Consider the following 14,609-nt stretch of genomic DNA (forward strand, 5'->3'; position numbering starts at 1 on the left):
TAAAATAAAGTCTAAAAAGCACTTTACCTCGAGTTAACTTGAGGAATTAGAGTGGCACTAGTGAAGATAAGGTTAAGCCGTAATACGCTGATCTTTAAACTTATTATCTACTCAAAAGGACTGTATTATGAAAGGCTATGTTGAGCATACAAACATTGGTGTTGTTGATCCAAACAAAACAGTGGAATTTTTGACCACAGCTTTACCTGAATGGTGGGTCCGTGGGGAAGGAGAATACATCAACGGCCAAGGTGAAAGGATTCAGTGGTGTCACGTTGGCGATGAAAACTCCTATATTGCACTTTCATCGACGGGGAAGGGGGAAGCACCGGACTGGCAAACGCGATATACAGGGGTAAAGCATGTTGGAATTGTGGTGGCAGATCTTGAAGCGATGGAAGCAAGATTGGCTAAGCAAGGCTACTTTGTTGATCATCGAGGTGATGAACATCCTTATCGAAAGAACGCTTATTACATCGATGATCATAACCTCCAGTTTGAGTTTATTGAGTACTTCTCGCAGCAACCCGAACAGAAGAATGATTATTCGTTATAGAGTGAAAAAAGCGCCGATATGGCGCTTTTTTTGTTAGTTGTGTATTAAGCGGTTTGCTTGCTTAACTCTGGCGTCTCTTCCGTATTGCCTGGGCTCGTGGGTTCGCACTTATCAACAAACCAACCCATGTACGAGGTAATAATCGTTACCAAAATACACACAAAACTTAGCCACATAAACGGTGCGTATGACAATGTGGCAACACCTAAGATACTTGCCATGTAGATACCATTATCACTCCACGGAACCATGCCTGATGTTAGTGTTCCGCCGAATTCAGCATTTCGTGACAGATTCTTACGCTTGTAGCCAAGGCGATCGTAGTTTTTCGCACAGATCTTCGGTGTGAGGATAAGGGACACATACATGGCGGAGCCAAATACGTTGCCTAGGAAAGCGGTACCGATAGTACTGGTTGCTAGCGAGCCAGGGCTCTGTACACGACGTTCAAACAGTTTTGCGATGGTTTCCAGTACGCCGACTTTATCTAATAGACCACCAAAGCCGAGGCCAAAGACGATCACGGCAACTGAGCCTAACATAGAGGACATACCACCACGGTTGAGGATTGAATCAATGAAGCCGACACCAGATTCGATATGGAACGGAGCCCATGCGGTGTTAAATGCTTGAAGGAAATCAACATCTTGAATCATCACAGCCCAGATGATACCCAATAGAGAGCCGAAGCTGATCACTGGGAAAGAAGGCATGCGCATGGCTAACAGGCCAAGTACGATCATAACAGGCACAAACGAATACGGCGTGATGTAGAACTGGTTCTCCATTGCGTCTATCACAGATTGAACCTGTGTCATATCTACGTTGCCTGCATAATGGAAACCAAACGCAGTGAACATAACGCCCGTGATGATGTAGCTGATCAGCGCAATGGGTAGCATTCCTTTGATGTGTTCAACCACTTCGACGTTAGACATTGAAGAAGCAAGGATTACTGAGTCAGAGAGTGGGGACATTTTGTCACCAAAATAACAACCCGACAAAACCGCACCGGCCGTGATTGGTGCTGGAACACCTAGACCTTGACCGATACCCATCATGGCAATACCAGCAGTACCTGCAGCACCCCATGATGTTCCTGTTGCTAGCGCTGTTAGGGAACAGATAATCATGGTTGCGAGTAGAAAGATTGACGGATGAATCGCTTTCAGACCGTAATAGATGATGGTTGGAACAATGCCACCTGAGATCCAGGTACCAACCAAAGCTCCGACGGCAAGAAGAATTAAAACAGCGCCTAGACCATTGGAAATGCCATTAAGTGCTGCTTTTTCTAAATCTTTGTATTGATGACCGAGACGAACACCAAGAACCATGATGACAAACCAGCCTATGTAGAGTGCTAGCTGAATAGGCAAATCTAACTGGGCTGTAAAAGAGAAAGCCATTAGCAAAAATAAACCAAGTGCAACGATAACTTGCATCAAACTTGGTAAACGGGGGGTGAGTTGCGTCATGCAGAGCCTCTTATATGTGTTATATGCCATATGCGCCTTTGTGTACTGGGAAGGGACATATAGAGAGTGTTTACTCATTTGGGTACCGGATGCACTTTACATGACTCAGAATAATATTTCGAACAAATACAACTCCGATGTGATTTAAGTCTATTGATGTATTTATTGCTAGTTAAATATATTAAATTTGGTTAAATTTAATGGTTTGAAATGAGTTTTTTTGTAAATGGTATGTAGCACGAAGATTTCTCTTGTGTAGATGAATCCGCATGCGCAGTTATCATTGATTGTGGGTGAACAAAGAACAGACAAAAAGCGATTTGAAGGCAATATTTAAAAAAAGGAAGCAAAAGTGACAGAAATAAGTGAATTTTTCCTTGAGATTTTGTTGGGAAAATTGAAGTATTGAGGCATCCCTTTTTTAAATATTGCACACGGAGAGTTGAGAATGAGAGTAGGTTTAGTCGGTTGGCGTGGCATGGTAGGTTCAGTGCTTATGCAGCGCATGGTTGAAGAAAAAGATTTTGACCTTATTGAGCCGGTATTTTACAGCACTTCTCAGGTAGGTATTCCTGCGCCCTTATTTGGAAACAGTAAGGTGGGCAAAGAAGCAGGTCTTCTACAAGATGCATTTGACATCGAAAGTTTAAAACAGCTTGATGCAGTCGTTACCTGTCAAGGTGGTAGCTATACAGAGAAAGTCTACCCAGCACTTCGTCAGGCAGGATGGAAAGGTTACTGGATTGATGCGGCATCCACGCTGCGTATGGCACAAGATTCTATCATCGCGCTTGATCCAGTTAACATGGCTCAGATTCAGCAAGGTATTCACGGTGGCACCAATACCTTTGTTGGTGGTAACTGTACAGTGAGCTTGATGCTGATGGGCTTGGGTGGTCTGTTTGAAAAAGGCTTGGTTGAATGGACCAGTGCGATGACTTACCAAGCCGCATCTGGTGCGGGTGCACAGAATATGCGTGAGCTGATTTCTCAAATGGGTGTTATCAACGACTCAGTAAGCTCAGAATTAGCCAACCCATCAAGCTCTATTCTTGATATCGATAAAAAAGTGGCTGACACCATGCGCAGCGGTTCATTCCCAACGGACAAGTTTGGTGTGCCACTGGCGGGTTCTTTGATTCCATGGATCGATGTGAAGCGCGATAATGGTCAGAGTAAAGAAGAATGGAAAGCGGGTGTTGAAGCGAACAAGATTCTCGGCTTCCAAGATGCGCCTGTACCCATTGATGGCACTTGTGTGCGTATCGGCGCCATGCGTTGCCATTCTCAAGCGCTGACGATCAAGCTCAAACAAAATGTCCCAATGGATGAAATTGAAGAGATGATCGCCACCCACAACGACTGGGTTAAAGTGATTCCTAATGACCGCGATATTACGGCACAAGAACTGACGCCGGCGAAAGTCACAGGTACGCTATCGATTCCAGTCGGTCGACTACGCAAAATGGCGATGGGTGATGACTTCCTCAATGCATTTACTGTGGGTGACCAGCTACTATGGGGTGCGGCAGAACCGCTACGTCGTACGCTACGTATTATTCTGGCTGAAAAAGCGTAAATCTCAACGCGATACAAACACCTTATCTTTGGATTCCTTGCCTCAAAAGATCAAAAAGGGTTGACGTTTTACGTCAACCCTTTCATTTTCCGGCTAGCCCGCTTTTAGTCCTCTACGGTGACGATCCGTTGATCAGGGTCCGCCAGCTCGCTCCCACAATATTTGCAATGCATCGCATCAGATTCGTGGCCCGATTTAGAACAGTTGGGGCATTTGACCAGAGATTTGTGTGAGTTCATTTCTTGATTAAGTTCGGCGGTAATGATCCCCGTCGGAACGGCTAAGATAGAGTAACCAAGCAACATAGTGATAGAAGCGATGGCTTTGCCTAGATTGGTTTGTGGGACAAGATCGCCGTACCCGACGGTTGTGATGGTCACGATTGCCCAGTAGATACTTTTAGGGATGCTCGTAAAACCGTTGTTTGGCCCCTCAATCACAAAGATCAGCGCACCAAAAATGGTGACGAGAATGGCGACAGTGCTGAAAAATATGAAGATTTTTCTTCTTGCCATCAACAATGAACGCAACAGGATGTTAGAGTCTTGTAAGTAGCGAACCAGCTTAAGTACGCGGAATATCCGCATCACACGTAATAGCCTGACGACCCCCATGAATGTTGCGGACGGAAAGAAAAACGTTAAGTAAGTCGGCAAAATGGCCAACAGATCGACAACGCCGTAGAAGCTTTTGGCATAAGCGACTGGTTTGGGTGAACAGTAAAGACGCAACAAATATTCAATAGTGAAGAGAGCGGTAAATGTATATTCACAATAACGCAGTTCTGTTCGCCACTGAGACGCGACGGCTGGAATGGACTCGAGAACCAGCACCAGTAACGAAGAAAGAATCGCAATGATGAGAGCAATATCAAAGGCACGCCCGGCTTTGGTATGCGTGCCAAAAATGATGATGTATAGGTGATGTTTGAGAGAATTGCGTGGCATGACGGTACTAACTTTTAAACGATAGCGTTAATCATACCTTCATCATCAATGTCAGGCCAATCCAGGAAACAAGTTACGCAAGCCATTAGCAATAAATTCAATGCCAAGTGCTCCTAGAATTAACCCCATTATCCGCGTGATCACGTTGATACCCGTTTGGCCAAGAAAGCGGACTATCAGTGGTGCTGAGCGGAATAAGAACCAAGAGCAAAGGCAGAATAAGCTGACGGTAATAATGATACCAAGGGTATCCAACATGGTTGGATAACGGGCACCATAAACAATCGTTGAACTGATCGCACCGGGGCCTGCCATCAAAGGCATGGCGAGAGGCACCACGCCAATTTGTTCGCGGCTAACATATTCAGACTTTTCTTGTTTGTTCTGCTTATCTTCACCTAACTTACCACTCATCATCGAAAAAGCGATGCTAAGCAGTAGCAGACCACCAGCGACGCGAAATGAATCGAGTGAAATGCTGAACATATCTAGCAACATCTGACCCGCCAGTAGAGAAATGATAAGAATCACTGCAACCGCTAGATTAGCCGTTGCGGCCGTCTTATGCTTTTCTTCCAGCGTCATATGCCCAGTTAAAGAAACAAACACCGGCATGATCCCGACAGGATTTACAGCGGCGACTAACCCAAGAAAAAATTGTAAAAAAATTGCGATTTCGAACGTTTGCATTGCGTGTGCCTACACAAAGTAAAGACCAGAACAGAGCCACCAGAGTGACATGCGGAATATAGTCTAAAATTGTCGGCGTAACGAATGAAAAAATCTAACGCTTATCTGAATGGAAGAATAGGAAGGTCTATTTGCGGCTGCACTGTAACATTTTCGAGGTGTCTATTGATTTACACAAACGTTAACATTTGCACATTTTTAATAAAAAATGAGTTGGATGTTAGCGCCTTATCCTCGATTAGATATAAGCTTAGTAGCACAATGTTCGTGGAGTACATGTAATTCCGTAGTCAGGAAATGAAACTTTTTTACAGTTTGTGTTCAGTTGGAAAGTTGAAAGACGCATGATTGATAAATTTGTTGTGTTTTAAAATTTGTTTTTATTGTTTTAAATTCAAGTTCTTATGATTTTTACCTGACGCCAGCTACGACTTAATAGGTAAATAGTATTTCAGAACTGATCTGGGTCAATTTTTTTCATAACTTGAAATAATATAATCAGCCCTGAAAGCAATTTACTAAGAAAGACTGTGAAATCAATGCTCAATGCACCTACAGCTTACTTACTAAAAAGTTTTTAATATTTGTTAATTTTAGGAGATTCCCTATGCCTGTAACTAATATGGCTGAACTAGATGCAATGATTGCTCGCGTTAAAAAAGCGCAAGAAGAGTTCGCTACTTACTCTCAAGAGCAGGTGGACAAAATCTTCCGTGCAGCGTCTCTTGCCGCTAACCAAGCTCGTATCCCGCTCGCTCAACAAGCGGTAGAAGAATCTGGTATGGGTATTGTTGAAGATAAAGTAATTAAGAACCACTTCGCTTCTGAGTTTATCTACAATAAATACAAAGACGAGCAGACTTGTGGCATCCTAGAAGAGGATGACAACCTAGGTACTATGACTATCGCAGAGCCAGTAGGTATCATCTGCGGTATCGTACCAACGACTAACCCGACTTCTACTGCTATCTTCAAATCTCTAATCTCTCTGAAGACTCGTAACGGTATCATCTTCTCTCCACACCCACGTGCGAAGAACTCTACTAACGACGCAGCTAAACTTGTTCTAGATGCAGCGGTTGCAGCCGGTGCGCCAAAAGACATCATCGGTTGGATTGACCAGCCATCTGTAGAGCTTTCTAACGCTCTAATGAAGCACGATGACATCGCTCTTATCCTTGCAACTGGTGGTCCAGGCATGGTTAAAGCAGCTTACTCTTCTGGTAAGCCAGCAATCGGTGTAGGTGCAGGTAACGTTCCTGTCGTTATCGACGAAACCGCTGACATCAAACGTGCTGTCGCTTCTATCCTAATGTCTAAGACGTTCGATAACGGTGTAGTATGTGCTTCTGAGCAGGCTGCAATCGTTGTTGACGAAGTATATGACGAAGTTAAAGAGCGTTTCGCTTCTCACAAAGCTTACGTACTAAGCAAAGCTGAAGCAGAGAAAGTTCGGAAAGTTCTTCTTATCGACGGCGCGCTAAACGCGAAAATCGTTGGTCAACCAGCGCCGGCCATTGCTGAAATGGCAGGTGTTACTGTTCCAACAGACACGAAAGTTCTAGTTGGTGAAGGTCTGGGTAAAGTATCTTACGACGACGCATTTGCTCACGAGAAACTATCTCCAACTCTAGGTCTGTTCCGCGCTGACAACTTCGAAGATGCTGTGGCACAGGCTGTAACTATGGTTGAGATCGGTGGTATCGGTCACACGTCTGGTCTATACACTAACCAAGACGTTAACGCAGACCGCATCCGTTACTTCGGTGACAAGATGAAGACTGCTCGTATCCTCATTAACATCCCGACCACTCACGGTGGTATCGGTGACCTGTACAACTTCAATGTTGCACCTTCTCTCACTCTGGGTTGTGGTTCATGGGGTGGTAACTCTATCTCTGAGAACGTAGGTCCTAAGCACCTAATCAACAAGAAAACTGTAGCGAAGCGAGCTGAAAACATGTTGTGGCACAAACTACCTAAGTCTATCTACTTCCGTCGTGGTAGCCTTCCAATCGCACTTAGCGACCTAGAAGGTAAGAAACGCGCATTCCTAGTTACTGACCGTTTCCTCTTCAACAACGGTTACGCTGATGACGTAGTTAACCTGCTGAAAGCTCAAGGCATGGAAGTTCAAACCTTCTTCGACGTAGAAGCCGATCCAACTCTATCTGTAGTAGAGAAAGGTGCTGAAGCGATGAAGAGCTTCCAACCAGACACTATCATCGCGCTAGGTGGTGGTTCTCCGATGGATGCAGCGAAAATCATGTGGGTAATGTACGAGCACCCAGATACGCACTTCGAAGAACTAGCAATGCGCTTTATGGACATCCGTAAACGTATCTACAAGTTCCCTAAAATGGGCCAAAAAGCAGAGCTTGTTTGTATCACGACAACTTCAGGTACGGGTTCAGAAGTTACGCCATTCGCGGTGGTGACTGACGACAAAACTGGTGCTAAGTACCCACTAGCTGACTACGAAATCACGCCAAACATGGCTATCGTAGATGCGAACCTAGTCATGAACATGCCTAAGTCTCTTACAGCATTCGGTGGTTACGATGCGGTCACTCACGCTCTAGAAGCTTATGTATCTGTTCTAGCAAATGAATACTCTGACGGTCAGGCTCTGCAAGCACTCAAGATGCTAAAAGAGTATCTACCATCAAGCTACGCAAATGGTGCAGCAGACCCAATCGCTCGTGAGAAGGTGCACAACGCAGCAACTATTGCTGGTATCGCGTTTGCTAACGCATTCCTGGGTGTTTGTCACTCTATGGCGCACAAGATTGGTGCTGAGTTCCACCTACCACACGGTCTGGCGAACGCACTGCTTATCTCTAACGTGGTACGTTACAACGCGAATGACAACCCAACTAAGCAGACTGCATTCTCTCAGTATGACCGTCCACAAGCACGTCGTCGTTATGCTGAAGTAGCTGACCACCTAGGCCTTAGCCAAGAAGGTGACCGTACTGCTCAGAAGATTGAACGTCTACTAGCATGGCTTGACGAGCTGAAAGCTAACCTAGACATCCCGATGTCTATCCAAGCTGCTGGCGTTTCTGAAGCAGACTTCGTTGCTAAACTAGACGAACTGGCGGTAGAAGCGTTCGATGACCAGTGTACCGGTGCTAACCCTCGTTACCCTCTAATCACAGAGTTGAAAGAAGTTTTACTCGCATCTTTCTACGGTAAAGCGTTCGTTGAAGGTGAGACTTTCGAAGGTACGACTGTTATCAAGAAGAAAGCAGATCAGGTAGCCGCTAAAGCAGCACCAAAATCAAAAAAAGCAAAAGCTAACGCATAAGTAAGCGCGTCAGTGTTGAGATAGGTTTTCGCTAGCACGAAACCTAATTATCGGGATAAGAACAGGCCCCAACCGAAAGGTTGGGGCTTTTTTTTCGGGCGGAGCCGTTAGAGAACGCTTCGCTGCTGGAGCGGGCTGCGCCCTGCGAGAAAACTGGAGCGCTTCGCTGCTGGAGAACTGGATCGGACTTCGTCCTCCGAGAGGTTGGGGTTGGTAGAACGGTGAAAGAACCTTTAGTACAAAGGTGTGGACAGTACTTTTTCCCTGGAAGAGATAATAATCCAGCACTCCAAATAAAAAGGGTTGACGCTCTCACGCCAACCCTCTAAACGTTCTCTAGTTCTCTAGTTCTCTAGTTCTCTAGTTCTCTAGTTCTCTAGCTTTCTACTTCTCTAGCTTTCTACTTCTCGTCTTCTGGAAGTTTGATATTCAGCTCCAACACTGAAATATCATCGTCTTTGTGTTCAAAAGAGAGATCAACCATAGAAGGATCCACAGCGACGTATTTACCAATGACCTTGAGAATGTCTTCTTTTAGCTGTGGCAGGTACGAAGGTGATGGATCACCCTGACTGCGGCGCTCTGCAACGATGATTTGCAGACGCTCTTTGGCTAAATTGGCAGACGTTTTCTTCTGCGGGCGGAAAAATTCAAGTAATGACATTTAGCCTCCGAATAGTCGTTTGAAGATCCCTTTCTTCTGCTCGGTTAGGAAGCGGAAATCCACTTGTGATCCTAATAAGCGCTCGACTGTGTCGTCGTAAGCCATACCCGCGTCTGTCTCGTTATCGAAGATCACAGGGACACCTTTGTTTGACGCATTCAGTACTGCCTGACTTTCAGGGATGACGCCAAGCAGTGAGATATGCAGAATTTCTTCGACATCTTCTACGCTCAGCATTTCACCTTGTGTCACGCGTGCTGGATTGTAACGGGTCAGCAGTAAGTGTTGTTTAACGGGCTCTAATCCTTCTTCAGCACGGCGAGATTTTGAATCTAAAATGCCCAAGATACGGTCTGAGTCACGAACCGAAGAAACTTCAGGGTTCGTTGTCACAATCGCTTCATCTGCAAAGTATAGCGCCATTAATGCGCCTTGCTCGATACCTGCTGGAGAGTCACAGATAATGAAATCGAAGCCCATTTCATCCAGTTCGTCCAAAACACGGCGAACACCATCGCGAGTCAGTGCGTCTTTATCACGCGTCTGAGAGGCGGGTAGAATGAAGAGATTATCTGTGCGTTTGTCTTTGATCATGGCTTGATTGAGCGTTGCTTCGCCATTGATAACGTTGACGAAGTCATAAACTACGCGGCGTTCACAGCCCATGATCAAATCGAGGTTGCGTAGACCAATATCAAAATCGATCACTGCGGTTTTCTTTCCTTTCAGTGCCAGACCTGAAGCAATAGCGGCACTTGATGTGGTTTTACCTACACCACCTTTACCTGACGTGACAACAATAATGCGTGCCATTATGTGTTCCTTATTAATCTTTAAACGGTTAACAACTCGAACTTGAGCGAGTCATTGTCCAAACTGAACATAACTTTTTTCTGCCAGTATTCATCAGCAAACTGTTCTGTGAGCCAATAGTGGCCGGCAATTGACATTAATTCGGCGTTAAGCTTATTGCAGATGATCACTGCACCCGTGTTGCCACTGGCGCCAGCAATCGCACGACCACGAAGTGTTCCGTGAATGTGAATAGAACCATCTGCAATAACCTCGGCACCTTCACTGACGTGGCTTAACACTACTAAATCACAGTCCTTGGCATAGATCTGCTGACCAGATCGTACCGGAGTACGAATGATTTTAGTCGGTGCCATTTTCGCCGGAGCTTGAGAAGGGGATTTACTAGCTGACATAACAGCAAAATCAGCCTCTGAAGCCAGATTCTGAGTGCGTTTATCGCGGCACCCTGTCACACCAACCGGAATCATTCCGGCATGTGAAATCCCTTGTTTTAGTCTCGTAAAATCAATATCACCATCAACTTTTGAAATATTGATGACAACAGGGGCGTGAGCGAAGAAAGCTGGCGCTTGTTCGACTTTTTCACTGAGAAATTGCAGTGTGTTTTCAACATCGTTGTTTGAAAGGTGTAAAACGGACAAAGTAAAACTACTACCTTTCAGGTCCGGTAAATTTGACATCTTTTTTTAGGAACCTCGTAAGGACGTTGCCTGAGACTAGGGTTGTCATGTTATATTCCCATAATAAGCACAGCAAGTTATCTTGCGCTCAATTGAGTGTTTTGCTGTAAAAAATAGCGAAACATTGACGTTCTCTGAATCTAAACAGACAAAAGGCTTACCATGCTTTGTGCAATTTATAAAAGTTCTAAAAAAGAAGGCGCTTACCTATATATCCCGAAAAAGGATGATTTTTCACAAGTTCCTGACACTTTGATGCAAATGTTTGGCAAACCTATTATGGTTATGGTGGTCAAACTGGAAGGGCGTACTCTGGCACAAGTTGATGTCGATAAAGTAAAACAATCTCTAATCGATGATGGTTTTTTCTTGCAATTGCCGCCGCCGCCAAAAAACCTACTCGATGAATATAAAGAGCAAAAACAAGCTCGTCAGCAATCTGAAGAGTAAATAATCATTGGATTGTTGTTTTTATTGCTCAAGGAGGGCAATGTGAAGAAACTACTGTCAGTCGTTCTAGGATTAACACTCTCTACTTCTGTTTATGCGAATGAGATCAGTTTTGAGCAATATGTTGAAGGCTTAAAACAAGAAGCGCGTACCAATGGTATTTCGGAGCAAATTATCAATCAGGCTTTCGGCAATGTGACTCATAAGCCTCGTGCTGTAAAAGCGGATAAGAACCAACCGGAAAAGAAATTGACACTGGATGAGTATATTCCTCGTGCAGTCCCAGATTGGAAAGTAAAGCAGGCTAAAGCGCTGTACAAAGAGCACTATGCAGAGTTAAGCCGAATTGGTGAAGAATACGGCGTACAACCACGTTTTATTGTTGCATTGTGGGGCGTGGAAAGTAACTTCGGTAAATTTACAGGCAACTATCCTGTGATCGATGCATTATCGACGCTCGCCTACGACGGCCGTCGAGAAGCTTTCTTCCGCAAAGAAACCATGGCCGCACTGAAAATATTGCAAGAAGGACATATTCCATTCAGCGATTTTAAAGGCTCTTGGGCAGGAGCTATGGGGCAATGTCAGTTTATGCCTAGCTCGTTCCTTGCTTATGCCGCGGATGGAAGTGGTGATGGTAAGAAAGATATTTGGAATACCGAATCGGACGTGTTCGCGTCAGCTGCCAATTATCTGAGTCAATATGGTTGGAACGACAAGTTCACTTGGGGGCGTCAGGTTAAATTGCCGCAAGGTTTCGACATGAACCTTGAAGGGCGTGTTGAAGGTAAAGAGAAAACGCTCGCTCAATGGAATCAACTTGGCATCACTCGTTACGATGGGAGCCCATTGCCACAAGTGAACGTGGATGCATGGTTAACTGCGCCAGACAATGCCAACGGGCGAGTTTATCTGGTTTATAACAACTACAATGTTCTGATGAAGTGGAATCGCTCATACTACTTTGCTTTAGCCGTGAGCCATTTGGCCGACAGAATAACGCTTTAATTGTTTTGATTAGGAGCTCTTTGGAGCTCCTTTTAGTTTGTGGAGTCCCTGTGCTATCTGATCGTGCATCTCAAATGGTGGTGTTCGCCGCCTTGCTCACTCATAAAAACTTTACTCAGGCTGCGAAGAGCTTGGGGGTCTCGGTTTCACATGTTAGTAAGCAACTGGCGCTGCTAGAAGAATCGCTAGGCGTTAAACTGGTTCAACGAACGACCAGAACTTTTACTCCTACTGAGGCAGGGGAACAGTTTTTTTATCATTGCCAGAAAGTGGTGCGAAGCGTTGAAGAAGCGCACCTCGAGGTGGAAAGTCAGAAAGATGAAGTGGCGGGTTTGATTCGAATCGGTTTATCGCAGTCTTTTGGGACTTTGCACATTCTCCCTGCGATCGATGAGCTGCGAGAGCAATACCCCAATCTGAAAGTTGAGATGCATTTGTTTGATTATAAAGTCGACATGTTACAAGAGGGATTGGATCTTTGGATCACCAATAACGAGATGCTACCTGAAGGATATGTCGCTCAGCGTTTAGCGGACAGCCAGTTCGTGGTAGCCGCTTCGCCAGAGTATCTGATGAAACATGATACGCCTCATCACCCGAACGATTTGGTTGACCACAATTGCTTGATTTATCGAAGCTGGGAGCGTGACTACACCCATTGGGCATTTTCCAGCCATGATGATCAGCTGAATGTGAAAGTATCTGGAAATTACTCGGTCGATTTGGCAGAAGCAGTGCGAGATGCCGCCGTTGCTGGATGGGGTGTTGCCTACCTAGCCACTTATCTCATTCGTGATGAGTTTAAGCAAGGTCGGTTGATTCAGCTTTTGCCTCAGTGGTTACCCAGTCAGAATATGCCTTTTTATGCAGTTTATCCAAGCCGTCGGTACCTGTCGACGAAGACAACCGCGGTGATTGAGTTCATCAAGAGTAAAATTGGTTCACCCTGCTACTGGGACAAACGATTGTCTCCCTATATTCACCGACCTCAAGCCTGATTGGTTGCTGTAGATTTTTTCTGTTTTTAGAAACATTTTTTTTATATGGAAATAATAACGAAAAGCAAACGTTTATCTTGATTTAAAACAGCCGCTTATCGACTTGATTAAAGTTTGAGTTGTTCAAAGTAAACCGGATTTTAACAACTTAGATTTGCATCTCTTTTGGAACAGAATATTATCCGACGCCATTATTTATGGCCCTTTTAGTCGGATATTTCCATGAACTCAATCCTCGGAATCATAGCCATTCTTGCTCTAGCATGGCTACTTTCTACCAACAGAAAAAATATTAATCTGAAAACTGTGTCCTTAGCCTTTGCTCTGCAGGTGACTTTTGCGCTGTTAGTCCTCTATGTACCCGCTGGTAAGGAAGCGCTAAACAGTGTCACAGCAGCGGTATCCAATCTGATTAACTACGGCCAAGAAGGGATAGCCTTTTTATTTGGTGGCTTGGCAACGGGCGGTTTTACATTTGCTATCAATGTATTGGGTATTATTGTCTTCTTCTCAGCACTGATTTCTGGCCTGTACCATATTGGGATCATGCCTAAAGTGATCAATGTGATTGGCGGCGGATTGCAAAAACTACTCGGGATAGGTCGGGCTGAATCTTTGTCTGCGACGGCAAACATTTTTGTCGGTATGATTGAAGCGCCACTTGTGGTCAAGCCATACTTGCGCCAAATGACCGATTCACAATTATTTGCTGTGATGACAGGCGGCTTGGCGTCAGTTGCTGGTGGTACGTTAGTGGGGTATGCGTCATTAGGTGTCGATCTCAATTTCCTTATCGCTGCAGCGTTTATGTCTGCCCCTGCGGGATTGTTGATGGCAAAACTGTTAGTGCCTGAAACCGAAAAAATTGACGCTCAGGTTGAAATAGACAATGTTGACATGCCGCGAGCGACTAATGTCGTTGAGGCGATGGCGGATGGCGCGATGTCCGGCTTACGAATTGCTGTCGCTGTAGGGGCGACCTTATTAGCGTTCATCAGTGTCATTGCTATGCTCAACGGTATGTTGGGTTGGGCTGGCAGCCTGGTAGGCATAGAATTAAGCTTTGAGCTTATCTTAGGTTACTTGTTTGCCCCTGTTGCATGGCTACTAGGTGTGCCTTGGAGTGAAGCGATTACGGCAGGTTCGCTTATAGGTAATAAGGTTGTGGTCAACGAGTTTGTTGCCTTTATTCAACTGATGGAAGTGAAGTCTCAGCTCAGTGATCATTCACAAGCGATTGTGACATTTGCTCTGTGTGGCTTTGCGAACATTTCAACAATGGCTATGCTGATCGGTGGTTTGGGTAGCTTGGTGCCTGAGCGTCGAAGCTTTATTTCAAAATATGGATTCCGCGCCATTGCTGCCGGTGTCATGGCCAATTTAATGAGTGCCGCCATTGTTGGTGTGATACTCAGTCTCTGAAACGAAAAGCC

At 45.0% G+C, this 14,609-nt stretch carries 13 protein-coding genes; 7 read left to right on the forward strand and 6 right to left on the reverse strand.

Translation table 11 applies throughout. The features are described 5' to 3' along the window. Positions 1-127 precede the first annotated feature (127 nt). A complete protein-coding gene (locus TW84_RS16450; protein ID WP_045976715.1) occupies positions 128-556 on the forward strand; it encodes a VOC family protein in 429 nt (142 codons plus the stop codon). A 44-nt stretch (positions 557-600) separates the two neighbouring features. Here TW84_RS16450 and nhaC read toward each other — a convergent pair whose 3' ends face one another. Next, positions 601-2,034 carry a Na+/H+ antiporter NhaC gene (gene nhaC / locus TW84_RS16455; protein ID WP_045976716.1) on the reverse strand — a complete coding sequence of 478 codons (1,434 nt, stop codon included), beginning with the start codon at positions 2,032-2,034 and terminating at the stop codon, positions 601-603. Positions 2,035-2,482: 448 nt separating this feature from the next. Between nhaC and asd the strand changes: the two genes are divergently transcribed. Continuing rightward, positions 2,483-3,613 (forward strand): aspartate-semialdehyde dehydrogenase, encoded by a 1,131-nt coding sequence (gene asd / locus TW84_RS16460; RefSeq protein ID WP_045976717.1) that lies wholly within the window; start codon positions 2,483-2,485, stop codon positions 3,611-3,613. Between the two features lie 104 nt (positions 3,614-3,717). Here the strand turns inward: asd and TW84_RS16465 are convergent, their stop codons facing one another. Then, on the reverse strand, positions 3,718-4,560 hold the full coding sequence (locus TW84_RS16465; protein ID WP_045976718.1) for an ion transporter: 843 nt from the start codon (positions 4,558-4,560) through the stop codon (positions 3,718-3,720). A gap of 51 nt (positions 4,561-4,611) precedes the next feature. Then, the gene (locus TW84_RS16470; RefSeq protein ID WP_045976719.1) at positions 4,612-5,250 is read right to left on the reverse strand and encodes a YchE family NAAT transporter; all 639 of its coding nucleotides are present in this window, start codon (positions 5,248-5,250) and stop codon (positions 4,612-4,614) included. Between the two features lie 607 nt (positions 5,251-5,857). Here TW84_RS16470 and adhE point away from each other — a divergent pair. Beyond that, positions 5,858-8,560, forward strand: a complete 2,703-nt coding sequence (gene adhE, locus TW84_RS16475; RefSeq protein ID WP_045976720.1) for a bifunctional acetaldehyde-CoA/alcohol dehydrogenase — start codon at positions 5,858-5,860, stop codon at positions 8,558-8,560. Positions 8,561-8,960: 400 nt separating this feature from the next. On the opposite strand, the gene minE is transcribed toward adhE, so the two are convergent. Genes minE through minC form a run of 3 tightly spaced genes read right to left on the reverse strand, consistent with a single transcriptional unit; the run spans position 8,961 to position 10,720 of the window. After that, entirely contained in the window at positions 8,961-9,224 is a 264-nt protein-coding gene (gene minE / locus TW84_RS16480; RefSeq protein ID WP_045976721.1) for a cell division topological specificity factor MinE, read from the reverse strand. Further along, positions 9,225-10,037 carry a septum site-determining protein MinD gene (gene minD / locus TW84_RS16485; RefSeq protein WP_045976722.1) on the reverse strand — a complete coding sequence of 271 codons (813 nt, stop codon included), beginning with the start codon at positions 10,035-10,037 and terminating at the stop codon, positions 9,225-9,227. It lies immediately after the preceding gene. A 20-nt stretch (positions 10,038-10,057) separates the two neighbouring features. Continuing rightward, positions 10,058-10,720 carry a septum site-determining protein MinC gene (gene minC / locus TW84_RS16490; protein WP_045976723.1) on the reverse strand — a complete coding sequence of 221 codons (663 nt, stop codon included), beginning with the start codon at positions 10,718-10,720 and terminating at the stop codon, positions 10,058-10,060. A 162-nt stretch (positions 10,721-10,882) separates the two neighbouring features. On the opposite strand from minC, the gene TW84_RS16495 reads away from it, so the two are divergent. The 4 genes from TW84_RS16495 to TW84_RS16510 all read left to right on the forward strand — a co-directional run bounded on the left by TW84_RS16495 (position 10,883) and on the right by TW84_RS16510 (position 14,598). Next, positions 10,883-11,170 (forward strand): YcgL domain-containing protein, encoded by a 288-nt coding sequence (locus TW84_RS16495; protein WP_045976724.1) that lies wholly within the window; start codon positions 10,883-10,885, stop codon positions 11,168-11,170. Between the two features lie 42 nt (positions 11,171-11,212). After that, positions 11,213-12,178 (forward strand): lytic murein transglycosylase, encoded by a 966-nt coding sequence (locus TW84_RS16500; RefSeq protein ID WP_045976725.1) that lies wholly within the window; start codon positions 11,213-11,215, stop codon positions 12,176-12,178. Between the two features lie 50 nt (positions 12,179-12,228). Continuing rightward, complete coding sequence (locus tag TW84_RS16505) at positions 12,229-13,176, forward strand: LysR family transcriptional regulator (protein WP_045976726.1); 948 nt, start codon at positions 12,229-12,231, stop codon at positions 13,174-13,176. 222 nt (positions 13,177-13,398) lie between these two features. Next, positions 13,399-14,598 carry a NupC/NupG family nucleoside CNT transporter gene (locus tag TW84_RS16510; protein WP_045976727.1) on the forward strand — a complete coding sequence of 400 codons (1,200 nt, stop codon included), beginning with the start codon at positions 13,399-13,401 and terminating at the stop codon, positions 14,596-14,598. Positions 14,599-14,609 lie beyond the last annotated feature (11 nt).

It is taken from the genome of Vibrio neptunius (assembly GCF_000967495.1).
In the GTDB taxonomy this organism is placed as follows: Bacteria; Pseudomonadota; Gammaproteobacteria; order Enterobacterales; family Vibrionaceae; genus Vibrio; species Vibrio neptunius.

Coding starts and splice junctions, on each gene's coding strand:
- TW84_RS16450 (WP_045976715.1), top strand. CDS start 128: ATGAAAGGCTATGTTGAGCATACAAACATTGGTGTTGTTGATCCAAAC.
- nhaC (WP_045976716.1), bottom strand. CDS start 2,034: ATGACGCAACTCACCCCCCGTTTACCAAGTTTGATGCAAGTTATCGTT.
- asd (WP_045976717.1), top strand. CDS start 2,483: ATGAGAGTAGGTTTAGTCGGTTGGCGTGGCATGGTAGGTTCAGTGCTT.
- TW84_RS16465 (WP_045976718.1), bottom strand. CDS start 4,560: ATGCCACGCAATTCTCTCAAACATCACCTATACATCATCATTTTTGGC.
- TW84_RS16470 (WP_045976719.1), bottom strand. CDS start 5,250: ATGCAAACGTTCGAAATCGCAATTTTTTTACAATTTTTTCTTGGGTTA.
- adhE (WP_045976720.1), top strand. CDS start 5,858: ATGCCTGTAACTAATATGGCTGAACTAGATGCAATGATTGCTCGCGTT.
- minE (WP_045976721.1), bottom strand. CDS start 9,224: ATGTCATTACTTGAATTTTTCCGCCCGCAGAAGAAAACGTCTGCCAAT.
- minD (WP_045976722.1), bottom strand. CDS start 10,037: ATGGCACGCATTATTGTTGTCACGTCAGGTAAAGGTGGTGTAGGTAAA.
- minC (WP_045976723.1), bottom strand. CDS start 10,720: ATGTCAAATTTACCGGACCTGAAAGGTAGTAGTTTTACTTTGTCCGTT.
- TW84_RS16495 (WP_045976724.1), top strand. CDS start 10,883: ATGCTTTGTGCAATTTATAAAAGTTCTAAAAAAGAAGGCGCTTACCTA.
- TW84_RS16510 (WP_045976727.1), top strand. CDS start 13,399: ATGAACTCAATCCTCGGAATCATAGCCATTCTTGCTCTAGCATGGCTA.